General features: G+C 62.1%; 23 protein-coding genes. 15 read left to right on the top strand and 8 right to left on the bottom strand.

Annotated features, from left to right (window positions below; genetic code table 11):
- The first annotated feature begins 49 nt into the window (after window positions 1-49).
- The 7 genes from DM826_RS02570 (at window position 50) to DM826_RS02540 (ending at window position 6,207) form a co-directional block, all read left to right on the top strand.
- Window positions 50-1,393 (top strand): alkaline phosphatase family protein, encoded by a 1,344-nt coding sequence (locus DM826_RS02570; RefSeq protein ID WP_120101109.1) that lies wholly within the window; start codon window positions 50-52, stop codon window positions 1,391-1,393.
- Window positions 1,394-1,455: 62 nt separating this feature from the next.
- Window positions 1,456-1,887 (top strand): DUF5791 family protein, encoded by a 432-nt coding sequence (locus DM826_RS02565; RefSeq protein ID WP_120101107.1) that lies wholly within the window; start codon window positions 1,456-1,458, stop codon window positions 1,885-1,887.
- A gap of 1 nt (window position 1,888) precedes the next feature.
- Complete coding sequence (locus DM826_RS02560) at window positions 1,889-2,782, top strand: SDR family oxidoreductase (RefSeq protein ID WP_120101104.1); 894 nt, start codon at window positions 1,889-1,891, stop codon at window positions 2,780-2,782.
- Window positions 2,783-2,865: 83 nt separating this feature from the next.
- Window positions 2,866-4,044 carry a DHH family phosphoesterase gene (locus DM826_RS02555; protein ID WP_120101102.1) on the top strand — a complete coding sequence of 393 codons (1,179 nt, stop codon included), beginning with the start codon at window positions 2,866-2,868 and terminating at the stop codon, window positions 4,042-4,044.
- Window positions 4,045-4,121: 77 nt separating this feature from the next.
- Complete coding sequence (locus DM826_RS02550) at window positions 4,122-5,225, top strand: aldo/keto reductase (protein ID WP_120101368.1); 1,104 nt, start codon at window positions 4,122-4,124, stop codon at window positions 5,223-5,225.
- A gap of 42 nt (window positions 5,226-5,267) precedes the next feature.
- Window positions 5,268-5,642 carry a methylglyoxal synthase gene (locus DM826_RS02545; RefSeq protein WP_120101100.1) on the top strand — a complete coding sequence of 125 codons (375 nt, stop codon included), beginning with the start codon at window positions 5,268-5,270 and terminating at the stop codon, window positions 5,640-5,642.
- 34 nt (window positions 5,643-5,676) lie between these two features.
- Window positions 5,677-6,207 carry a DUF7332 family protein gene (locus tag DM826_RS02540; protein ID WP_120101097.1) on the top strand — a complete coding sequence of 177 codons (531 nt, stop codon included), beginning with the start codon at window positions 5,677-5,679 and terminating at the stop codon, window positions 6,205-6,207.
- Here the strand turns inward: DM826_RS02540 and DM826_RS02535 are convergent, their stop codons facing one another.
- Both DM826_RS02535 and DM826_RS02530 read right to left on the bottom strand, forming a co-directional pair.
- On the bottom strand, window positions 6,208-6,702 hold the full coding sequence (locus tag DM826_RS02535) for a hypothetical protein (protein WP_120101095.1): 495 nt from the start codon (window positions 6,700-6,702) through the stop codon (window positions 6,208-6,210). It lies immediately after the preceding gene.
- Window positions 6,703-6,746: 44 nt separating this feature from the next.
- Entirely contained in the window at window positions 6,747-7,169 is a 423-nt protein-coding gene (locus DM826_RS02530; RefSeq protein ID WP_120101093.1) for a DUF371 domain-containing protein, read from the bottom strand.
- A gap of 142 nt (window positions 7,170-7,311) precedes the next feature.
- On the opposite strand from DM826_RS02530, the gene truD reads away from it, so the two are divergent.
- Window positions 7,312-8,691 carry a tRNA pseudouridine(13) synthase TruD gene (gene truD, locus DM826_RS02525; protein ID WP_120101091.1) on the top strand — a complete coding sequence of 460 codons (1,380 nt, stop codon included), beginning with the start codon at window positions 7,312-7,314 and terminating at the stop codon, window positions 8,689-8,691.
- Window positions 8,692-8,747: 56 nt separating this feature from the next.
- Here the strand turns inward: truD and DM826_RS02520 are convergent, their stop codons facing one another.
- A complete protein-coding gene (locus DM826_RS02520) occupies window positions 8,748-9,587 on the bottom strand; it encodes a universal stress protein (protein WP_120101089.1) in 840 nt (279 codons plus the stop codon).
- Between the two features lie 365 nt (window positions 9,588-9,952).
- Between DM826_RS02520 and DM826_RS12945 the strand changes: the two genes are divergently transcribed.
- The 4 genes from DM826_RS12945 (at window position 9,953) to DM826_RS02505 (ending at window position 12,489) form a co-directional block, all read left to right on the top strand.
- The gene (locus DM826_RS12945; protein WP_165853232.1) at window positions 9,953-10,102 is read left to right on the top strand and encodes a DUF7512 family protein; all 150 of its coding nucleotides are present in this window, start codon (window positions 9,953-9,955) and stop codon (window positions 10,100-10,102) included.
- Between the two features lies 1 nt (window position 10,103).
- On the top strand, window positions 10,104-11,135 hold the full coding sequence (locus tag DM826_RS02515; RefSeq protein WP_120101086.1) for a sulfite exporter TauE/SafE family protein: 1,032 nt from the start codon (window positions 10,104-10,106) through the stop codon (window positions 11,133-11,135).
- 137 nt (window positions 11,136-11,272) lie between these two features.
- Window positions 11,273-11,677 carry a helix-turn-helix domain-containing protein gene (locus DM826_RS02510; protein ID WP_120101084.1) on the top strand — a complete coding sequence of 135 codons (405 nt, stop codon included), beginning with the start codon at window positions 11,273-11,275 and terminating at the stop codon, window positions 11,675-11,677.
- Window positions 11,678-11,778: 101 nt separating this feature from the next.
- On the top strand, window positions 11,779-12,489 hold the full coding sequence (locus DM826_RS02505) for a type 1 glutamine amidotransferase (RefSeq protein ID WP_120101082.1): 711 nt from the start codon (window positions 11,779-11,781) through the stop codon (window positions 12,487-12,489).
- Here the strand turns inward: DM826_RS02505 and trxA are convergent, their stop codons facing one another.
- Entirely contained in the window at window positions 12,490-12,927 is a 438-nt protein-coding gene (trxA, locus tag DM826_RS02500; protein ID WP_120101079.1) for a thioredoxin, read from the bottom strand.
- Window positions 12,928-13,126: 199 nt separating this feature from the next.
- On the opposite strand from trxA, the gene DM826_RS02495 reads away from it, so the two are divergent.
- Window positions 13,127-14,038 (top strand): NAD(P)/FAD-dependent oxidoreductase, encoded by a 912-nt coding sequence (locus DM826_RS02495; protein WP_120101077.1) that lies wholly within the window; start codon window positions 13,127-13,129, stop codon window positions 14,036-14,038.
- A gap of 27 nt (window positions 14,039-14,065) precedes the next feature.
- Here DM826_RS02495 and DM826_RS02490 read toward each other — a convergent pair whose 3' ends face one another.
- The 4 genes from DM826_RS02490 to DM826_RS02475 form a co-directional block, all read right to left on the bottom strand.
- Window positions 14,066-15,499: a sensor histidine kinase gene (locus DM826_RS02490; RefSeq protein ID WP_120101074.1), complete on the bottom strand. Its 1,434-nt coding sequence runs from the start codon at window positions 15,497-15,499 to the stop codon at window positions 14,066-14,068.
- Between the two features lie 109 nt (window positions 15,500-15,608).
- The gene (locus DM826_RS02485) at window positions 15,609-16,139 is read right to left on the bottom strand and encodes a DoxX family protein (protein WP_120101072.1); all 531 of its coding nucleotides are present in this window, start codon (window positions 16,137-16,139) and stop codon (window positions 15,609-15,611) included.
- A 243-nt stretch (window positions 16,140-16,382) separates the two neighbouring features.
- The gene (locus DM826_RS02480; RefSeq protein ID WP_120101070.1) at window positions 16,383-16,613 is read right to left on the bottom strand and encodes a hypothetical protein; all 231 of its coding nucleotides are present in this window, start codon (window positions 16,611-16,613) and stop codon (window positions 16,383-16,385) included.
- A 290-nt stretch (window positions 16,614-16,903) separates the two neighbouring features.
- Entirely contained in the window at window positions 16,904-17,731 is an 828-nt protein-coding gene (locus tag DM826_RS02475; RefSeq protein WP_120101366.1) for a sulfite exporter TauE/SafE family protein, read from the bottom strand.
- Between the two features lie 105 nt (window positions 17,732-17,836).
- Here DM826_RS02475 and DM826_RS02470 point away from each other — a divergent pair, with 105 nt between their 5' ends.
- Together DM826_RS02470 and DM826_RS02465 are read left to right on the top strand one after the other, a co-directional pair.
- The gene (locus DM826_RS02470; protein ID WP_120101067.1) at window positions 17,837-18,226 is read left to right on the top strand and encodes a CopG family ribbon-helix-helix protein; all 390 of its coding nucleotides are present in this window, start codon (window positions 17,837-17,839) and stop codon (window positions 18,224-18,226) included.
- Between the two features lie 216 nt (window positions 18,227-18,442).
- Entirely contained in the window at window positions 18,443-19,297 is an 855-nt protein-coding gene (locus DM826_RS02465) for a ZIP family metal transporter (RefSeq protein ID WP_233735656.1), read from the top strand.
- Window positions 19,298-19,303: the final 6 nt, after the last annotated feature.

The following is a 19,303-nucleotide window of genomic DNA, read 5'->3' as shown; positions in this document are numbered from 1 at the left end:
AATCGGCCGAAAACTGAACCTTCTTATGTGATTCACCAGTAGAACCGATATGGGTTTGTTCGAACGGCTGCGCGGTGACGACGGCCCCCGCGTTGCGTTCATCGGCATCGACGGCGTGCCGTACAGTCTTCTTGCGGAGCACAGTGATCGGTTTCCAAATCTGACCGCCCTCGCCGCCGAGGGTGCCGGCGGCGCGATCGACAGCATCGTCCCGCCGGAATCGAGTGCCTGTTGGCCCGCGCTCACGACCGGCGTCAACCCCGGCGAAACGGGCGTGTATGGCTTCCAGGATCGCGAAAACGGCTCCTATGAGACCTACGTTCCGATGGGCCGGGACGTTCAGGCGACCCGGCTGTGGGATCGGGCCACCAACGCCGACCGGAAGGCGACCGTGATGAACGTCCCCGTCACGTTCCCGCCACAGCGGAACGTCCAGCGGATGGTCTCGGGCTTTCTCTCGCCGGGGGTTGAGAAGGCCAGCCACCCCGAGGAGTTGACCCAGACGCTGGAGGACGGCGACTACATCATCGATGTCAACGCCAAACTCGGCCACAAGGACGACAAAAGCGAGTTCGTCGATCACGCCCACAAGACCATGGATCGGCGGTTTGAGGCCTTCGAGCAGTATCTGTCGGCCGACGACTGGGATCTCTTCTTCGGCGTCTTCATGACGACCGACCGGGTCAACCACTTCCTGTTCAAGGATTACGAACGCGACGGCGAGAACAAGGACGCCTTCTTCGAGTTCTACGAGCAACTCGACGACTATCTCGGGCAGATCCGGGAAATGCTGCCGGATGATGTCACGCTCGTGGTCGCCTCCGACCACGGCTTCACCAGCCTCGATTATGAGGTACACTGCAACACGTGGCTCGAAGAGGAAGGTCTCCTGTCCTACGAAGACGACGACCACAGTGAACTCGGCGATATCGCCGACGACACGACAGCCTACTCGCTGATCCCCGGCCGATTCTACATCAACCTCGAAGGCCGAGAGCCCCGCGGCAGCGTCCCCGAATCCGAGTACGAGGCCGTCCGCGAGGATCTCAAAGCCCGGCTCGAATCCCTCGAAGGCCCCGACGGCACGCCGGTCTGTGAGCGCGTCGTCGAGAAGGAAGACGCCTTCCGCGGCGACCACGACGACATCGCCCCCGACCTCGTGGCGGTTCCGAACCACGGCTTCGACCTGAAATCCGGGTTCAAGGGCCACGACGATGTCTTCGACACTGGCCCCCGAAACGGGATGCACAGCTTCGACAACGCGACGCTGTTCATCGACGACAATGACGCAACCATCGAGGACGCCGATCTCTACGATATCGCGCCGACGATCCTTGAGCTGATGGAGATCGACTACGACCGCACCGACTTCGACGGCGCGAGCCTGCTGTAGACACCCAGCTGTCGACCCACACGAGCGGCAAGGGTTTTGCCGGCGGCACCGCAACCGACGGTATGCTTCATACGCTTGCTGAGGAGACGGCCGATCTTTCTCCGAACGGACTCCACGCCGCCTACGAGCGCTATCTCCAGAGCGTTATCGAGACGGTCGGCGTCGACACCGCGGTCGCCGACACCGATCTCGACGGCGACACCATCGAGGCCGTCGTCGACGGCGAGACCGACGATCTGACGCTCACCGCGGCGGCTGCTCTCGCCGCCCTCGACGACGACACACCCGACGCCGAGGCGATCGTCCTCGAGACACGGGATCACTTGCTGATGGGGATGACGACGGCCGTCCTCGATGTCGACGCCGTCGCCGCCGAACTCGACGCTGATCTCACCGGCCAGGAAGTCCAGCAGGCCATCGAGGGCCGTATCGACATGACACTACCCGAACTCGCGGCAATCCAATCGGTGATCGAACAGCGGCTGGAGGCCTGAGATGGCGCGGGTCGTCATTCTCGGCTGTGGCTATATCGGACTCGAACTCGGCCGCCAACTCACCGCGGCGGGCCACGAGGTCATCGGCGTCCGTCGCTCTGACTCCGGCCAGCAGGCCATCGAGGCGGCCGGCTTCACCCCCCACCAAGCTGATCTTACCGATTCTGACGATATCGACACGCTCCCGGATGCCGACTGGGTGGTCTTCGCCGCCTCTTCCGGCGGCAGAGACGCCGCGGCGGCCCGGGAGATCTACGTCGACGCACTGGGCGACGCTATCGACAACTACGGGGGTCGCGAGTCGCCACCGGATCGCCTCGTCTACACCTCCAGTACGGGCGTCTACGGCGACCACGACGGCGACTGGGTCGACGAGGAGACACCGCTGGAGCCAACGACCGACAAGACCGAGATGCTCGTCGAGGCCGAACGGATCGCCCGCGAGGCGGCCGCCGCCCACGGCATCGACGGCACCGTTGCGCGGTTTTCCGGCCTCTACGGGCCGGATCGCTACCGGCTGGATCGCTATCTTGAGGGGCCGGTGACGGAAGGCTATCTCAACATGGTACACCGCGTCGACGCCGCCGGCGCGGTCGCCTTCGTACTGACCGAAAACTGCGCCCGCGATGAAGTGGTGCTCGTGACCGACGACGAGCCGGCCGACAAATGGGAGTTCGCCGACTGGTTGGCCGACGCGTGTGGCGTCCCGGAGCCACCCAAACAGACGAAAGAGGAACGCCTCGCCGAACGCGATCTCTCAGCGGCGGGTCGTCGTCGCGTGCTGACAAGCAAACGCTGTTCGAACGAGTATCTCCGCGAGCTTGGCTACGAGTTCACGTATCCGACCTTCCGCGAGGGCTATCAGGCTGCGATCGACGCCTACACCGGCGAGTAAGCCACCATCGTCGTCGCTGGGTCGGTGTCGACAGCGGTAGATCGACACGAACGTTCTTGATGGCGGCCCCAAATAGGCGTGGTATGGAGCAGTTCGTGGCCATCGATGGCGCGGTCTCAGCGGTCGCGACGGCCATCGAGAGCCGGCCGATCCTCGTCGCGATCGGCCTCGTCATCATCGCTGGGGGGGTGGCAGCAGCCTACCGCTGGCTGCGGACGACCCCCGGCGATCGGTTCAGCGAACTGGTGGCTGACCGCGAGGCGGCTGTCGTGCTCATGCACCCAAATCCTGATCCCGACGCGATGGCGGCGGCGATGGGTGTCGCCGCCCTCGGCGAGCAGGTCGACACCGAAATAACGATCCAGTATCCCGGCCAGATCCGCCACCAGGAAAACCGGGCATTTCGAACCGTCCTCGAACTCGATATCGACCCCGTCGATCACGTCACCGAGTTGGCTGCCGAGGACGTGATCCTTGTCGATCACAACGAGCCCCGCGGCTTCGATGGCTGTGATGGGATTCTCCCGCTGGCGGTCATCGATCACCACCCCGGCGACGGCAGCGGCGAACAGTTTACCGACGTGCGTACCGATTACGGAGCCTCCTCAAGCATTGTCGCCGAGTATTTCCGGGATATCGCCGCGGTGCCGGTACCGGCCGACGAACACGCCAGCGAGACCAACGCCAGCCGGGTCGTCCCCTCCTTTACCGCGACCGGGCTGCTGTATGGGATCTTAGCGGACACCCAACATCTGACCGTCGGCGCGGCGGCCGCCGACTTCGACGCCGCCGCCTATCTCCAGCCCGGCGTCGACGAGGACAAACTTGACCGCATCGCCAACCCGGAGGTCGACGCCGAAGTGCTGGAGATCAAGGCCCGAGCGATCGCCGGCCGCCAGACCCAGGGTTCGTTTGCCGTCTCGGATGTCGGTACCGTCACCAACGCCGATGCGATCCCGCAAGCGGCCGACGAGCTCATCCGACTAGAGGGGATCACCGCAGTCGTCGTCATCGGCGAACGCGAGGGGACGATCCACCTCTCGGGGCGCTCACGGGATGATCGGGTTCACATGGGCCGGGCCTTAGAGCAGGCGACCGCCGACGCCCCAACCGCGAGTGCCGGCGGTCATGCCCGGATGGGCGGCGGCCAGATCGCCCCCCAAACCGAGGTCACCGACGGCGGCGAAACCGACCGTGAGCCGGCGATGAACCGGGATGCCCTTGTCGAGGAGATCTTTGCCTCACTGTCGGGTGACGTGTGAAACTGTCGCGATCCCAGTACCATCCACACGCTGACGCCGATCCCGACGCTTATTCGCCGCGCGCCGAAAATGGGGCCATGGCAACCGAACGCGGGACATGGAACTACCGAGACCGCTTCGGCGACAGCTTTGGTCGCACCTACTTCCGGCGATTCCCGCCCGGCGTCGCCGCCTCAGTCGGGCTCGGCACCTATCTCGGCGAACCGACCGATACCGTCGACAACGACTACCGCGAGGCGATCACCGCCGCCCTTGACAACGGGATCAATATGATCGATACGGCGATCAACTACCGCTGTCAACGAAGCGAGCGTGTTGTCGGCGACGCCCTCGACGCAACCGATGTCGACCGCAATTCGGTCGTTGTCGCCACAAAAGGCGGGTTTCTCCCCTTCGACGGCGAGCGACCCGACAATCCGGGACGATACATCCGCGAGCAGTATGTCGAGCCCGGGATCGTCGACCCCGAGACGCTTGTCCGCGGCAGCCACAGCATCGAGGCCGGCGTCATCGACCACCTGCTCGATCGATCGCTGTCGAATCTTGGTGTCGACCGGATCGACTGTTACTACGTCCACAACCCCGAAACACAGCTACTTGACCGCGACCCCGAGGTGGTCTACGACAGCCTCGAAGCCACCTTCGAACTGCTAGAACGGCGGCGGGCGGCCGGCGATATCGGCTGTTACGGGCTAGCGACGTGGGAGGCGTTTCGGGTCGAGCCGGGAGCCGAGCAGTTCCTCTCACTGCCGAGGGTGCTGGAGCGTGCCACGCAGGCTGCCGAGACCGTCGGTGTCGACGATCACGGCCTGCAAGTGTTGCAACTGCCGTTCAACGTCGAGATGGCCGACGCGTTCAGGCGGGCGACCCAGCCGGCCCCGACCGACGCCGACGAGGAGGGCCCGGTCAGCGTCCTGGAGTATGCCCACGCCGCCGGGCTCCACGTTGTCACCAGCGCGAGCCTCGGGCAGGGCGCGTTGGCAACGTCGCTGCCGCCGGCGATCGCCGCGGAGCTAGCCGGCGATACGACCGCCCAGCGGGCGATCAACTTCGCCCGGAGCGCCCCCGGCGTGACGACCGCACTGGTCGGGATGTCCTCGCCGGCACACGTCGCCGAAAACGTCGCCGCCGGGACGTTCGATCCACTTGGAGCAAGTGCGTTCGATGCGATCTTCGAGTAACACCGCGAACTTTCAAGCCCCCAGCGGGCACAGCACAAGCCAATGCGATTGGCACTGATCGCCCACGATGAAAAGAAGGATGACCTGATCGAGTTCGCCCGCGCCCACGAGGAGTGGCTTTCGGAGGCCGAACTGATGGCGACCGGGACGACCGGCAAACGCCTGATGGAGGCGACCGACTTGGATGTTGAACGGAAGGCCTCCGGGCCACTCGGCGGCGACATGCAGATCGGCGGCGAGATCGCCGACGGCGACTGTGAGGGACTGATCTTCCTGCGGGATCCGCTGACCGCACAGCCACACGAGCCGGATGTCTCCGCGCTGTTGCGGATCTGTGATGTGCATGACACGCCGCTGGCGACCAACGAGGCCTCCGCAACCTTCCTGCTGGAGGGGCTGTTCGCCGACGACCGCTAAGGAGACTTTTGTACGAGCGGCGACAATCCACTGTATGGCATCCCCGAGGCTGCACCGAATAGCGGCTGTGGTCGTGAGCCTGCTGCTCGCCACAACCCCGGTTGCGGCCGTCGGCGGGACGGGAGTCGGTGAGATCGGTGGGGGTGACACCACCGCAGCGATCAGTATGTCCACAGACAGTCCGGCCAGTCCACTCCAACAGTCCGACACAACCGGCGACAACGCCTGTTTCCCGGCGGGCGGCTACAACTTCACCATCGGGACGCTCGGCCCACAGATCGAGATGGTCGTCCACCTCTCGCTTTTGACCAATCTTGGCGGCCCAGGCACCATCGGGATCGAGCTTGCGGGGACGACCGCCGAGGACGCACCACCGATGATCGAGCTTCGAACAGGCGTCGTCTTCCGTGGGGTGACCGATGTTGAGCGGTTCCTCAGCGATCCCTTCGGGCTGTTTGCGATCGCCTACGAGTACCGGTTCAACCTCCCGCTGGGCGGCAGCGGCGTCGACTACCAGTCTGACGAGCCGCCGCTATCCGGGCCTGTTGGCGACGCCGACTGTTAGTTAGTCGCTGACGACGGCCCGAACGTCCTCACCAGAGTAGGTGGCGAGTTCCTGAAAATTTGCCCCGTAGCCGCCGACCTTGGCGTTGATCACAAGGCGGCTCAGCCGCTCGCGCTCCGATGATGAAAGTCTGATCCCTCCGTTTGGGAAGCCAACGCGCTCTTCGACGCCCGGGCGGAGATCAAAGACGCGATCGACAGTGCGAAGCGGTTCGTTGCTGTCGTCCGTATAGAGAAAGGCTCTGAGCGTGATCGGCTGGCGTTCCGTCCCGGTGTTTTCAGCCGTCACGACAAAGTCGATTGCCGCGCCCTTATCCTGGAGTGTCTGCTCACGGAAGACAATCCCCGAAAACGGATCCGCTTCGCCGTCGGCCGTGCCGTTTTCAGCCTCCTCAAAGCCGGGGAGCTGGGGATCAAGCTCCGGTGGGCCGCCGAGACAGCCGGCAAGCCCGACCGAGATCCCGAGAGCGGCAAGGGCCGCACGTCGTGTGGGCATAGCGTGGGGTACGGTCGCCGCCGGTAAAACAACGGCGTCGTTGGCTATGAGTCCACGCGGAATTCAACGGTCGCTGTCGCGCCAGCAGCCAGTTCGGCCACCAACTCGCGGTCGATGTCGGTGGCTGCGGCGTCGGCGTCGATCATGACGGTACGGTCGTCGGTGTACGTGGAGGTGCGGGCAACCATGCTGCGGTCGTCGTCGAAGGTCAACTCGGGGTGGCCGCGACCGGTGATCGTCTGACTGTGGTCGCCGACCTCGATGATGACCGTGATCTCGGCGTCGGCCGATTGGGCCGCTGCGACGAACGCCGGATCAAAGTCGGCGGGCACCTGATCGGCCTGAATCCCGAGAATACAGTCGCCAGCGGGGGTCAGCCAGTCGTCGCTGGTGAACTCGAAGGTCGACTCGTGGGTCGCTTGGACGTGCTCGTGGCCGTGAGTGGTGATCGTTTCTATTTCTGCCATATCCGGGCTCCCGTGGGACGCCGCAAGTATCGCTCGGTTCGCTATCGGTGCGCAGTCGCTCGTTGGAAGGGACAGAGGGATGTGGGAGCCCGTTCGACGGGAGGTATGCACAACGACCGCCGGTCGCCCGGAGTGGTCGCCGATGCGTGAGGCCCACCCCATCGAGCAGGCAGTCGGCATCGACTACTACGTCAGCGACACCGACGGCATCGGCGGGCAACTCCGCGTCGAACCCGCGGATTTCCGGGTCGAGGAGATCGAAAACTTCGAGCCCGAACCGCTTGCGGCCGACCCTGGTGCCTACCCTGAGATCCTGTTACGGGTGACGCTGCAGTCGTGGGACACCAACGATTTTGCCGGGCGACTCTCGGATGCCCTCGAAATCAGCCGCGAGCGGATCTCCTGGGCTGGCACGAAGGACAAACACGCGGTGACGACACAGCTCTTCTCCGTGAGCAACGGCGATCCCGAGGCCATCGCGGGCCTGGATATTCAGGCCGCCGATATCGACGTGCTCGGTCGAACCGGCCGGCCGATCTCGTTTGGCGATCTTCACGGCAATCGGTTTCAGATCCGGGTGCGGGAGGCCGACGCTGACGCGGGCGAGCGCGTCAAGGAAATCACCGACGATCTACGGGCCTTCGGTGGCGACGAGGGCGACGACAGCGGCGACACTGACGACACCGTCATCGCCGGGATTCCCAACTGGTTCGGCCAGCAGCGGTTCGGGAGCCGCCGGCCGGTGACCCACGAGGTCGGACTCAACATCGTCGCCGGCGAGTGGCGCGAAGCGGTGCTGTCGTACGTCGCCAATCCATTCGAAACCGAACCCGAGGCAACGCAGGCGGCCCGGGCGTTTGTCGCCGAAGAGGCCGCCAGCGACGATCCCGACTGGGGGGCCTGTCTCGACGAGCTGCCCGGACAACTCGGCTACGAGCGATCGATGCTGCATCGGCTCGCCGAGGACGGCGCGTCCGCACCCGACGATTTCCGGCACGCACTCGAAGCTGTCCCCTGGAACCTCCAGCAACTGTTCGTCAACGCCGCCCAGTCGTCTCTGTTCAACCGCATGCTCTCGGAACGCCTGCGCCGCGGACTGCCGTTTGACCGCCCGGTCGCCGGCGACGTCTGCTGTTTCGTCGACAGCGACGCCCCAGAGGGGCTGTACGCCCCCGATACCGACCGCCTCCAGCGTGTCGCCGAAAGCCGGGTCGACGTAATGAAACGTCACTGTGATCGTGGCCGGGGGTTCGTGACCGCGCCGCTGGTCGGCACCGACACCGAGTTGGCCGACGGCGAGCCTGGCGAGATCGAACGTGAGGTGCTTGCGAACGCAGGCATCGAACCAGGCGACTTCGAATTACCAGGAGAGTTCACCTCAAGTGGAACCCGGCGAGCAATTTTGATGCGTACCGATCTCGCTGTCGATCCCGACGACCTGACGTTTGCATTCGCGCTGCCGAGTGGGTCGTACGCGACCGCGGTGCTGCGGGAGTATCAGAAGCGTGGGCCGATGGAGTAGGACAGTCGAATCGAAAAACAGGGGAACCCACCACAGCCACGCCGTCGTCGCTTGTCTCAGGCTGTTCGCGGCGGCGGCACCATGTAGACGTTACTTGACGCCTGGGCGATAATCGTCTCGGAGACGCTGCCGATCAGTAGCCGCCGGAGGCGACTCTGGCCGCGAGAGCCAAGCAGGATCGTCGTCGGCGTCACCTCGGCTTCGGCTTCGAGGATCTCTTCGGCCGGATCACCGTACCGAACCTGGGTGTCGGTGTCGATATCCCACTGGTCGAGTCGGCCTTCGAGTGTCGCCAACTGGTCGGTGGCGTCGGTGTCGTTGTCGGGTTCCTTCGGCGATTCGACGTGTACGAGCGTCGCCTCCTGGGTCGCATGGCGGAGATAGGAAAACGCGTTGAACGCGCGATCGGCGTTCTCCGAGAAATCCGTCGCATACAGAACGCGCTGGAAGAGGTGTTCTCGGAGCACGTCGGGATCGTCGGCCTCGCGTTCGATCCGGTTGACTAACAGCGGGACGACCGTCGTCCGGGAGAGGTTGCGCGCGGTCGATCCCAGAACCCGGTTGGCAAGGGGGCTTTGTCCGCGGGAGCCGACGATCGTCAGGTCGGCCCGCTCGGCGTCGGCGATCCCGTTGATTCGGCGGTGGGGCGTCCCCCGCACCACGTGGGTGTCGGTGCTGAAGCCGGCGTCTTGCATGACACGCTCATACCGGTTGAGCCCCTCCTCCCGCCGCTCCTCGAAGTTCATCCCCGGCATGCCGGCGTGCATGTTTGAGGGGATGACCGTGACCAGATGGATCTCCTCGACGCCGATGCGTTCGAGACACTCCAGGCAGGTTTCGTTGTGGATCGCCGCCTCGCTGGCCGCCGACAGATCGGTTGCATAGATGGCGCGCATACCAGCAGGTACACCCTCTGCCCTTAATATTGTTTCTATTAATCAATACTATTGCTGCTACGAGTCGCCATCTCAATCGGTCGATGCGCGAAGTTACCAACTACTGCCGAAAAGTATCGGTGACGTTCGTAAATGTATCAGCGCGCGTAACAGAGTGTGCCGCGGTTTGTCGGTCGATTTTTGCGATACGCCGCGACGGCTGTATTCCCATAACGTATGGAGATATTCACGTGGGATAGCCGTCGCCGCCGCGTTAGTAATATTGTTTAGTAAACCCAAAACTATTATCACGCTGCTCCGACTACGAGCTACTGAGCAGAACAGTATGAACCACACAAGACTACGAACCAACGGGGCACAGACCGATGATTGAGGCTGGCTCGCTGTCGGCTAGCATCGACGGCGCGATACTGATCGGCGCGGTGCTGGCAGAGGCGATCATTCTCTATGGCGTCTACGGGGTCGTCGAGGATGTGCTCGGCCAGCGCGTCGTCAACCGACTCAGGAACACATAACATGGAGCTACTCGGGCTCAGTATGGCGATGGTCGGGCTGTTCGTCGGGTTCGGCCTCCTGATCGGCGTGCTGTTTGGCTTCTTCGGGATGGGTGGCTCCTTCCTTGTCACCCCGGCGCTGCTGGTCATGGGGTATCCGACGCGTGTGGCCGTCGGTAGCGGCCTCGCGTTCGTGTTCGGTACCTCCGTGATCGCAACGCTGAAACACCGGGATCTCGGGCAGGTTGACTACAAACTCGGGCTGTTGATGATCGTCGGCACAACCGCCGGCATTGAGGTCGGCAAACAGACGGTCGTCTATCTCGAAGCGCTGGGGCTTGCCGGCTCGATCATCAGCGTGACCTACGTCTTCCTGCTTGGCGGGATCGGCGCGTTCGTCACCTACGAAGCCGTCAAAGGCGACAGCGACGGCGGTATCGACCACGATGCCGCCGAGGCGGCGGCTGATGCCGACGACATCCCGGATATCGCCAAAACGATCCAGTCGTACAACGTGCCGCCGATGATCAGCCTCCGGGGCGGTGTCACCGTCTCGCTGTGGATGATCCTCGGGGTTGCCTTTGCGACCGGGTTGCTGTCGGGCTTCCTCGGTGTTGGCGGCGGCTTCATCCGGATGCCGGCGTTGTTCTATCTCATCGGTGTCCCGGTGCCGATCGCCGTTGGGACGGATCTCTTCGAGATCGTCTTCTCCGGTGGGCTGGGGAGCTTCCTTTACGCGCTCGACGGCGGCGTCGATCTCTCGATCGTCGTCCCGCTGTTGGCCGGGAGTGCCTTCGGCGCGCGGATCGGCTCGGCGGCGACCAGCATCGTCAACGAAGACGACATCAAGGTCTACTTCGGGCTGATGTTGCTCGGCGGCGCGCTGGCGGTGGCTGTCCGTGAAATCGGCAAAGTCTACGAGATGCCGATCCTCAACCGTGTGAGCCTGGTATTGATCCTCGGCTCCGCGCTGTTGGTCAGTGGGGCGGTCGTCTACAGCAGCATCACCGCACTACGGGAGGAGAGCCGAACCGCCTCACCAGCCGTGGAGTAAAAAGACGGACGGCAAATGACAGTGGTGACGATGAACTGGTATCGACAACGACCGCCGCCGGCGATCACAGCGACTGTGTATAGAATTGTAATCGATGCACAACACTTTTGCTGTCACAGCAAGTAGTGGTTACTACAATGGTTGATTCAATGGCCGAACAACTCCGGTCAGATATGCGATGTGAGGATCTCCTGGCCTGTTTTCACGGCCTGAAGCCGCTTGATCGGGAGTGCTTTCAGGCGTTCGTGACGGCCGAGGAACCACTGACAGTCGATGACGTCGCCGACGCTGTCGATCGAGAACGGTCGACAGCGTACCGATCGGTACAGCGACTACTACAGACCGGGTTCCTGGAGAAAGAACAGATCAACTACGACGCCGGCGGCTACTACCATGTCTACGTCCCAACCGATCCTGAGGTTGTCGCCAACGAGATGCAGCGACTCCTCAACGACTGGTACGCACAGACGGGGCAGTTGATCCAGGAGTTCGAGGAGAAGTACGCCGATGTCACGCCGCCGACAGCCGAAGTGGAATCCTAACGACGCGACAACGACGCCAACTCGCACACGACAGCCAGGGTACACAACGTGGCCAGCACAGTCCCTGACACGCAACGAGATTGTCGCACAATCACAGACCCATGGAACCCCATATCGCCATCGTCGATGCCTCAATCGGCGACACACCGGCCGAACGAAATCTGACCCGCGAGATCGACGCCGAGACACGTACCTACAAGGCCAGCGAGGGCGAACGCCCGCCGGCGCCGGAGCAGCGCGATCGGGCCTACGATGCCGTTGTCATCAGTGGTTCCCAGACATCGGTCTACGACGACCACGACTGGATTCACGAGTTGACCGCGTGGGTTCGCACCGCACAGCGGGCGGACGTGCCGATGCTCGGGATCTGTTGGGGTCACCAGCTGCTCGCCCAAGCCTTCGGCGGCCGAATCGTCGATATGGGTGCTTATGAGATCGGCTACCGATCGATCGAACAGCGCGGCGACGATCCGCTGTTTGCCGGGATCGACTCGCCGATGACCGCGTTTGAGACCCATTCCGACCGCGTCGCCGAGCTACCAGCCGGGGCCGTCGAGTTGGCCCGCAATGAGTATGGGGTTCAAGCTTTCCGGCTGGGTGCCAGCTACGGCCTCCAGTTCCATCCGGAGTACGACCGCCAAACGGCCGAGTGGATTCTTGACTCAAAGGATCTCGACGAGGAAACAGACGCTGACGCCGCCGCAACAGTCACCGACGACGCTGTCGCCGCAGCCACCGAGACAGCCGGCGTGTTCGACACCTTCCTCGACATTGTCGCCGACCACAGCCGCCAGCCTGGTCGGTCGTGGTAGTTACCGATAGGAGTCGATAACGTTCGTCAGCTGGGCCGCACTCTTGACACCGACCAACCGATCAGCCGGCTTTCCGTCGCTGAAGACGACCATCGTCGGCACGCCTTGGACGCCGTGCTGTTGGGCAAGCCGCTGATGGCGGTCGATATCGACCTTTGCGACAGCGGCATCGGTGGTGGCAGCGACCTCCTCGACGATCGGTTCGAGCTGTTGACACGGGCCACACCAGTCCGCATAGAAGTCGACGAGGACGACATCGTACTGCGCTGTTACCTCGTTGAAGTGGTCAACGCCGTCGATGTGGATCGGTGTCTCCAGGGCGGTGTCTGGACGGCCATCAGTATCGGCACCACTCGACGGCTCGCCGTCTTGGAGGCTTTCCATCAGTTCCTGCCGCTTCTGTTCGCGGATCTCCTCGATCGAATCAGCGTCACTCATCACCCTCAGGTAGGGGATCATGATATATTATGCTTGTGCTTAAAATGCGCAAGATAGCTTTAGTCAAATAAAGCCAAAAAGCCGCATATAGATATTTAGAGCCGTAAATAGAGCCAATTGAGAAGATTCATCGATTTAGTTGTGTGCATCAGATGAAACACAGGGTCTAAGTTCGTTCGTAGTCTTGTATTTTATACACATGTCTGGAGTCGCAATCATCGGTGGTGGCCCGGCTGGGTTGAGTGCAGCGATCTACACGGCGCGTGCCGACAAACGGACGCTCGTCTTCGATGACGGTGGCGGCACCACGCGGGATGTCAGCCGGATGGAGAACGTCTATGGCTTCCCTGATGGCGTCACCGGCCCGGAGTTGGTCGAGGTGGGCCAAGAGCACGCCGAAAAGTACGGTGCCGAGCGGATCAGCGAGGAGGTCGTCCACATCGAACGCACCGACGACGGCTTCCGCGTCGAGACGACCGTCGATGAGTACGCTGTCGACGGGGTGATCCTGGCGACCGGTGCCGATTACGAACGCCCGGCGATCGCCGATGTCGAGGCCTACGAGGGCCAAGGCGTCTCCTACTGTGTGGAGTGTGACGCCTACTTCTACCGTGATCGACCGGTTGCCGTCGTCGGCAACGGCAACTACGCCGCGACAGAGGCCCTGATGCTGTTGGACTACACCGACGATGTTCGGCTGCTTACCAACGGTGACGAATTCGACGCTGATCCGGAGCTTCAAGCGAAGGTCGACGCCGCGGAGATCCCGGTTCGCACCGATCGACTCGATCAGCTGGTTGGCGACGACGGCTTGGAGGGAATTGTCACTACTGACGGCGAGACGATCGCTGTCGACGGGCTGTTTGTTGCCCTCGGAACGGCCGGCGGGACTGATCTCGCCGAGATGCTCGGAATTCCGGTCGATGGCGACGAGATCGTCACCGAGCCGGATCAGTCGACGACAGTCGATCGCGTGTATGCAGCTGGCGACGCCACCGGCGGCCACCAACAGATCGCAACCTCCGTCGGCGAAGGAGCCCGCGCCGCAATCAACCTCCTCGAGGCGTTCCGCGGGGCCGACTACGTCGACTACAAGAAGGTACCAGCCTAGCGGGTCGACAGCGCGCGGCGACCTATCTCACTCCGCGTGTGGGAGCGTCACGACGAAAACGGCACCCTCGGGATCGTTGTCAGTGACCGACACCGAGCCGTCGTAGGTCGACACAAGCGTCTCGACCAGATAGAGGCCAAGACCGGTACCGGCGCTATCCAGCCCGGTTTCACCCTTCCCGAAGATCTCTGCCTTTTGATCGTCTGGGACACCGGGGCCGTTGTCCGCGACCTGCACGGTCACCGTGTCGGCCTCGGCGGCGGCTGAGACCGTGACCTCAGGTACCGGCTTATCGTTGTGCTGGATCGCGTTTTTCAGGAGGTTCCGGAACACCGAGCCGAGCATCTCGTTGCCGGCGACGGTGACATCGGGAATCCCGCCGTCAACGGTGATGCTGGCGGCGTCGTGTGCATCCCGGATGCTGTCGACCTCGCCGTTGAGAACCGGTCGCAGGCGAACTGTCCCGACTGCGGTGTCGGTATCGAGCAACACATCCGACATCTCGCGGGCGGTCTTCGTGAGTTCGACCGCGTGTTCCGCGCTCTCACGGATCGTCTGCACGTGCGTTTCATCGTCGGCTGTGACTCCGTCTGTGAGCACGTCGCTGTACGCCAAGATGAGTTGGAGGTCGTTGCGGATGTCGTGGCGAAGCACCTGGTTGAGCGTCTCAAGGTCGTCGCGCTGGCGTTTGAGCCGCTGCTCGTAGGCGACCCGCTCGGTCGTATCGATGAGGCTTTCGACCAACTGGACGACCTCCCCCTCGTCGTCGACGATCGGGGCGGCATGCACCTCATGGACGCGCTCGGTGCCGTCAGCGTCGTAGTGGGTATGCTCAACAGTCGTCGGCTCGCCGGTCTCGACGACCTCCTGGAGCGGACAGGGTACCGGATCATCCCCCTCGTCACACGGCCGGTCGCGGTCGTGGGTCACCGAGTAGCAGGTCGTGCCGGGATGGCCGTCAGCAAGCGAGTTCGCGTGCTGGATGGTGTAATCGTCGACATTGAGGACGTAGAGGGGATGAGGAACTGCTTCGATGATCGTCTCCATCGATGCGGGCCCATCGTCGTCAACGACTGGGGTGGCTGTTTCGCGGTCGTGGAACCCCCAGTGGGTGGCACAAAGTGTCCCGCTGTCGTCGTAGGTGGCTCGGCCGCGCAACGAGACGGGAACGGTCTGCCCATCGGCCGTGGTGAGGACGGCCGGGCGGTCGTCGACACGGCCCGTGTCGGCACACGTCGCCAGCGTGTCGGCGATGCTCTCGGCTGGAACCGAGAGGATCGTCGCAAGGTCGTTGCCGACGAGGGTATCGCGGTCGATATCGACGCGCTCGATCAGGGCCTCGGAGACAGCGGTGATGTCGCCAGCCGGATCGACCACAACGTACGGATACGGGATGGCAGCGGTGGGCGGCCCACCCGAAGGACAATCGGTGTCATCTGCCGAGTCGACCGTCTCTGTCATATCCGAGACAACGGTCGGCACAAACAAGCAAGCGGTGGCTGTTCTCAGCTATCGGGAACGACGCGGCAAAAAGTGGAACGAATCGGGTAAAATGCGACGACCCAGCCGGCTACCCGAGGAGGTAGCGCAGCCACGGTCGTTGGCTGACGAACTCGGTGTCCTCAATGAAGCCGTCAACGCCGACCACGCGGCCGGCGGCGAAGATCCCGATGATGGCGAACAGGAGCAGTCCCATCAGGTCGCCGTTGACGTAGCCGTGGGCCCAGTCGGCGTTCCCGAGGTAGAACAGCACCATCAGGAAGCCGCCGAAGAAGGCGGCCAGCCGCGTCAGCGCGCCGAGCATAACGCCAAGCCCGATGAGGAACTCCCCAACCGGGATCATGAAGTTGGTGAACTCAAGCAGCCACGGCGTCTCGGCGACAAAGCCGAAGAGCCACGCGATCGGGCTGTCGGCGTTGGCGAGGTAGCCACTGGCGTCGAACGGCTCGCCGGCGACGAAGGTGAACTTCGTCCAGCCGGCATGGAGGAACCAGTAGCCGGTGATGAGCCGCACCGCCAGCAGCAGATAGGTCGCAGCCGATCCGGCATCATCGAAGGCGTCTGTCCGGCCGAGCAGCGACGTGGTTTGTGTTGTTGTCATTGGGTCTCCCTCACAGGTATACCTTCGAACGCTATTGTATAAACGTACTAGACCAATTCCCGACAGATGGGAATATGGACAACAGAACACAAATCGGCAGAAAACCGGCTGTACAGCGGAGTATCGCCACCCGCGAAAAATCAACCGCGAGGTTTCCCTATACGCATAAGAAAAATAACCAATAGAACCAAGAATTTGCGTGGCTGGAAGAGCGGGAAGAAAGGATGCGAAAAACGGCAGCGATCAGTCTTCGAGGCCGAAATCTGCGAGCGAGTGAGTGTGGTGCCACATCGAGACGACCTCCTCAACGTCGAACGTGAGGACACCATCGGTCAGCTCAATCCGAACAGTATCATCGTTGATCTCTGTGTCGTGGAGATGCATTTCCAGTGGCTCCTCAAACTCCGAGACAGCAAGCATCAGTTCACCTTTCGATTCGAGTTCCGCCTGTAGTTCGTCAGCTTCGACTACCATTGCAGTTAGCCAATGGGTATAGATAGAATAAACTCTTCTTTGTTTTACCAGAAATATATTTTTGTCGAAACGTATTTGTACCGGAAGTAAGCCACAGCATAAATAATCGTGTGTTTAAAACACAATACAGACTCTGGATTACCGGGTGGGAGTCTCCAGAGAGCAGTCGCTAGGGCGCAGACAGACGGCAGACATGCCCGATCATGAAAGAGAGCAGTATTGCGACACCGGTTTTGAATAGATATGCCTGGCGAACCGACAGCAGGCAACGGGCTGTGCAACAATGCTCATCAGAACACGCCGATGATGAAGCCCAGACCCATGATGGTGAGCACAGCAGCGGAAACAACCGGTAGATACGGCGTGTACTGCGAGACGGTCTCCTCGTGGTGTTGATAGCCCGCAATCAGCAGCATCGTGAGGCCGACGATACCACAGATGACGGTTATCGCGTACGCGCTCATCAATGAGAGACAATAATTCGAGCCAGCACAGAGAGCGATAATCTCGAACTCCTCCTCGTGGGCAAATCCAAGCAGGAAGGCAAACCACGCAATCCCAAACAGCCCCCGTTCAGCAACCTCAGTAGAGGCATCGTGGTTGTGTGCGTCTCCACCGATGGATGGAAGGGCGCGTGTTAGCCGAGAGCCGAGTCCGTCGTCAACTGATGACTGAGGATGCGTGTCGTGGCTATGGTCGGCTCCGGCATGGCTCCCCGACTCGTGGGAAGAATGGTCGTCGTGGGCGTGTTCGTGATCGCTGCTGCCGTGAGAGTGACCATGTTTGTACTCTCGAATCCCAAGGCCAATGAGAAGCACCCCTGCAACCAGACTGACCGGGCCACCGATCTGGACACCACCAAACACGGTGAGTGGATCGTTAACTTGTGTGAGACTGAAGTAGGATTTCGCATAGAAGAACACGCCGACCATGGCGAGGCTACTGATGAGATGCCCGACGCCGATAAGCAAACTCGCCGCCAAGCCGGAGAACCACTTGTTCGTCTGATCCAACGCATAGGAGGCAGCGACAGGCCATCCGTGACCGGGTTCCATACCGTGGACAGCACCGAGTGCGACCGAACCGAGTAGCAGGCCGACGGCGTCTCCTGGGATCATCGTCATATTCGTCGCTCGGCGAGAACGCCGAATAACGGTTGTTAATACCTGATCGGGGGGAACATCATACGCAGGCTCTTGTGTCCAGCTATCCGAGGTGATCGTATGCGAACGAGCTTCAATATCCCTGATAGCGTTGTCGAGGAGTTCGACCAGGTCTGGCAGGAGGAAGGACTGGATAACCGATCCCGGGCGGTACGCGAGGCGATGCAGGAGTATATTGAATCGCACTCCCAACTGGAGACGCTCAGCGGAGATGTGATCGCACTTATTGCCTTTGACTACCGCCACCACGAGGTGATCGAGGAACTCCACGGGGTGCAACATGCATACCAGGACGTAATCCTCAACACGAGTCACACACATCAGGGAGAGTGGTGTCTTGAATCCCTGTTCTGTCACGGCACTGGCCGACAGGTACGGGAACTCACCTACCGCCTTCGTGATTTCGACGGGGTAAACCGGGTGAAGCTCATGATCATCCGAGATGACTGAGCATTAGTATTGCACATAATTTGAAATACTAATAGAGATGTGTCGACGGTGCTGCGCTGATAGTTACAGAGCAGCAGTCAATGAATAGCTTTCATAAGCCTTTATTTCGTCTAATGCCGTTTCTCGTGGAATCATCCATCTCGTCACAAGAATTAATAATACGAAATGTGTATTTATTAATGTAGAGAAATGACAATACAGCAAATACTATCGTCGGTGCAGACAGCGCATCGAACGCAAGCCACTGCTGAACGTGCAGTTGGGATCACCGGCGTTGTCGCACTTGGGGGACTCTCCGTGCTCGCCTACAGCGTCGGGGTAACATGGAAGCTCCTGGCGATCTCGTGGGTTGCCTTCGCCGCGATGGCAATCGGCGCGCCGCTGGGGGCGCGAACAGCCCAGACGGCCCGGCCCGTCGAAACTGTCTGGGGGTACGGCCTCGCCAGCGGCGCGATGGTGACCAGTGCCGCGCTGTTCCTGATTCCGCAGGCACTCGGCCAGCACGGCCGGTTCGGAAGCCTTGGGATCGCGGCCGGCTTCCTCACCGGCTACGTCGGCCACGCACTCGGTCACCGCCTCACGCATCTCAACCTCCCGATCGAACAGACGGCCGCAGAGCTGACCGTCCACGCGTTAGCAGCGGGTGCGATCATCGGGGCGATCTACACGGCGATGCCGTCGCTGACATCGATTCTCGGCGTGGCTCTCGTCTCACACAAGGCCCCGGCCGGCTACGCCGCCGCCCGGCGGCTGGCTGACCGTGATCGATCGGTCGTCGCACTCCTGTTGCCGGCGGCGGCTGTCGGGTTGATCGCGCTGCCGGTCGGAATGACCGGGTTGTCGCCGTCGCCGATGCTACGTGGCCTCCTGTTTGGGTTCGGGGCTGGCGTCTTCCTGCATGTCGCCGTCGACCTGCTGCCGGAGTGTACCGCCGGCAGTGACACGTGCCCCGTCGACGCCGCAGGCGACAGCGACGCCCATCGCTTCCAAGATCGGCTGCGCACCCACGCCGCCGTGAGTTCACTCGGCGGCGCGGCAGCCGTCGTCGCTGCGTGGCTTGTCGTTGTCTAACCGGGT

The organism is Halonotius aquaticus (assembly GCF_003605575.1).
GTDB lineage: Archaea > Halobacteriota > Halobacteria > Halobacteriales > Haloferacaceae > Halonotius > Halonotius aquaticus.
This window is presented reverse-complemented; position numbering and strand designations above follow the sequence as displayed.

What these genes read in the sequence shown, in the direction of transcription:
- DM826_RS02570 (WP_120101109.1), top strand. Translation starts at nt 50, where the DNA reads ATGGGTTTGTTCGAACGGCTGCGCGGTGACGACGGCCCCCGCGTTGCG.
- DM826_RS02565 (WP_120101107.1), top strand. Translation starts at nt 1,456, where the DNA reads ATGCTTCATACGCTTGCTGAGGAGACGGCCGATCTTTCTCCGAACGGA.
- DM826_RS02560 (WP_120101104.1), top strand. Translation starts at nt 1,889, where the DNA reads ATGGCGCGGGTCGTCATTCTCGGCTGTGGCTATATCGGACTCGAACTC.
- DM826_RS02555 (WP_120101102.1), top strand. Translation starts at nt 2,866, where the DNA reads ATGGAGCAGTTCGTGGCCATCGATGGCGCGGTCTCAGCGGTCGCGACG.
- DM826_RS02550 (WP_120101368.1), top strand. Translation starts at nt 4,122, where the DNA reads ATGGCAACCGAACGCGGGACATGGAACTACCGAGACCGCTTCGGCGAC.
- DM826_RS02545 (WP_120101100.1), top strand. Translation starts at nt 5,268, where the DNA reads ATGCGATTGGCACTGATCGCCCACGATGAAAAGAAGGATGACCTGATC.
- DM826_RS02540 (WP_120101097.1), top strand. Translation starts at nt 5,677, where the DNA reads ATGGCATCCCCGAGGCTGCACCGAATAGCGGCTGTGGTCGTGAGCCTG.
- DM826_RS02535 (WP_120101095.1), bottom strand. Translation starts at nt 6,702, where the DNA reads ATGCCCACACGACGTGCGGCCCTTGCCGCTCTCGGGATCTCGGTCGGG.
- DM826_RS02530 (WP_120101093.1), bottom strand. Translation starts at nt 7,169, where the DNA reads ATGGCAGAAATAGAAACGATCACCACTCACGGCCACGAGCACGTCCAA.
- truD (WP_120101091.1), top strand. Translation starts at nt 7,312, where the DNA reads ATGCGTGAGGCCCACCCCATCGAGCAGGCAGTCGGCATCGACTACTAC.
- DM826_RS02520 (WP_120101089.1), bottom strand. Translation starts at nt 9,587, where the DNA reads ATGCGCGCCATCTATGCAACCGATCTGTCGGCGGCCAGCGAGGCGGCG.
- DM826_RS12945 (WP_165853232.1), top strand. Translation starts at nt 9,953, where the DNA reads ATGATTGAGGCTGGCTCGCTGTCGGCTAGCATCGACGGCGCGATACTG.
- DM826_RS02515 (WP_120101086.1), top strand. Translation starts at nt 10,104, where the DNA reads ATGGAGCTACTCGGGCTCAGTATGGCGATGGTCGGGCTGTTCGTCGGG.
- DM826_RS02510 (WP_120101084.1), top strand. Translation starts at nt 11,273, where the DNA reads ATGGTTGATTCAATGGCCGAACAACTCCGGTCAGATATGCGATGTGAG.
- DM826_RS02505 (WP_120101082.1), top strand. Translation starts at nt 11,779, where the DNA reads ATGGAACCCCATATCGCCATCGTCGATGCCTCAATCGGCGACACACCG.
- trxA (WP_120101079.1), bottom strand. Translation starts at nt 12,927, where the DNA reads ATGAGTGACGCTGATTCGATCGAGGAGATCCGCGAACAGAAGCGGCAG.
- DM826_RS02495 (WP_120101077.1), top strand. Translation starts at nt 13,127, where the DNA reads ATGTCTGGAGTCGCAATCATCGGTGGTGGCCCGGCTGGGTTGAGTGCA.
- DM826_RS02490 (WP_120101074.1), bottom strand. Translation starts at nt 15,499, where the DNA reads ATGACAGAGACGGTCGACTCGGCAGATGACACCGATTGTCCTTCGGGT.
- DM826_RS02485 (WP_120101072.1), bottom strand. Translation starts at nt 16,139, where the DNA reads ATGACAACAACACAAACCACGTCGCTGCTCGGCCGGACAGACGCCTTC.
- DM826_RS02480 (WP_120101070.1), bottom strand. Translation starts at nt 16,613, where the DNA reads ATGGTAGTCGAAGCTGACGAACTACAGGCGGAACTCGAATCGAAAGGT.
- DM826_RS02475 (WP_120101366.1), bottom strand. Translation starts at nt 17,731, where the DNA reads ATGATCCCAGGAGACGCCGTCGGCCTGCTACTCGGTTCGGTCGCACTC.
- DM826_RS02470 (WP_120101067.1), top strand. Translation starts at nt 17,837, where the DNA reads ATGCGAACGAGCTTCAATATCCCTGATAGCGTTGTCGAGGAGTTCGAC.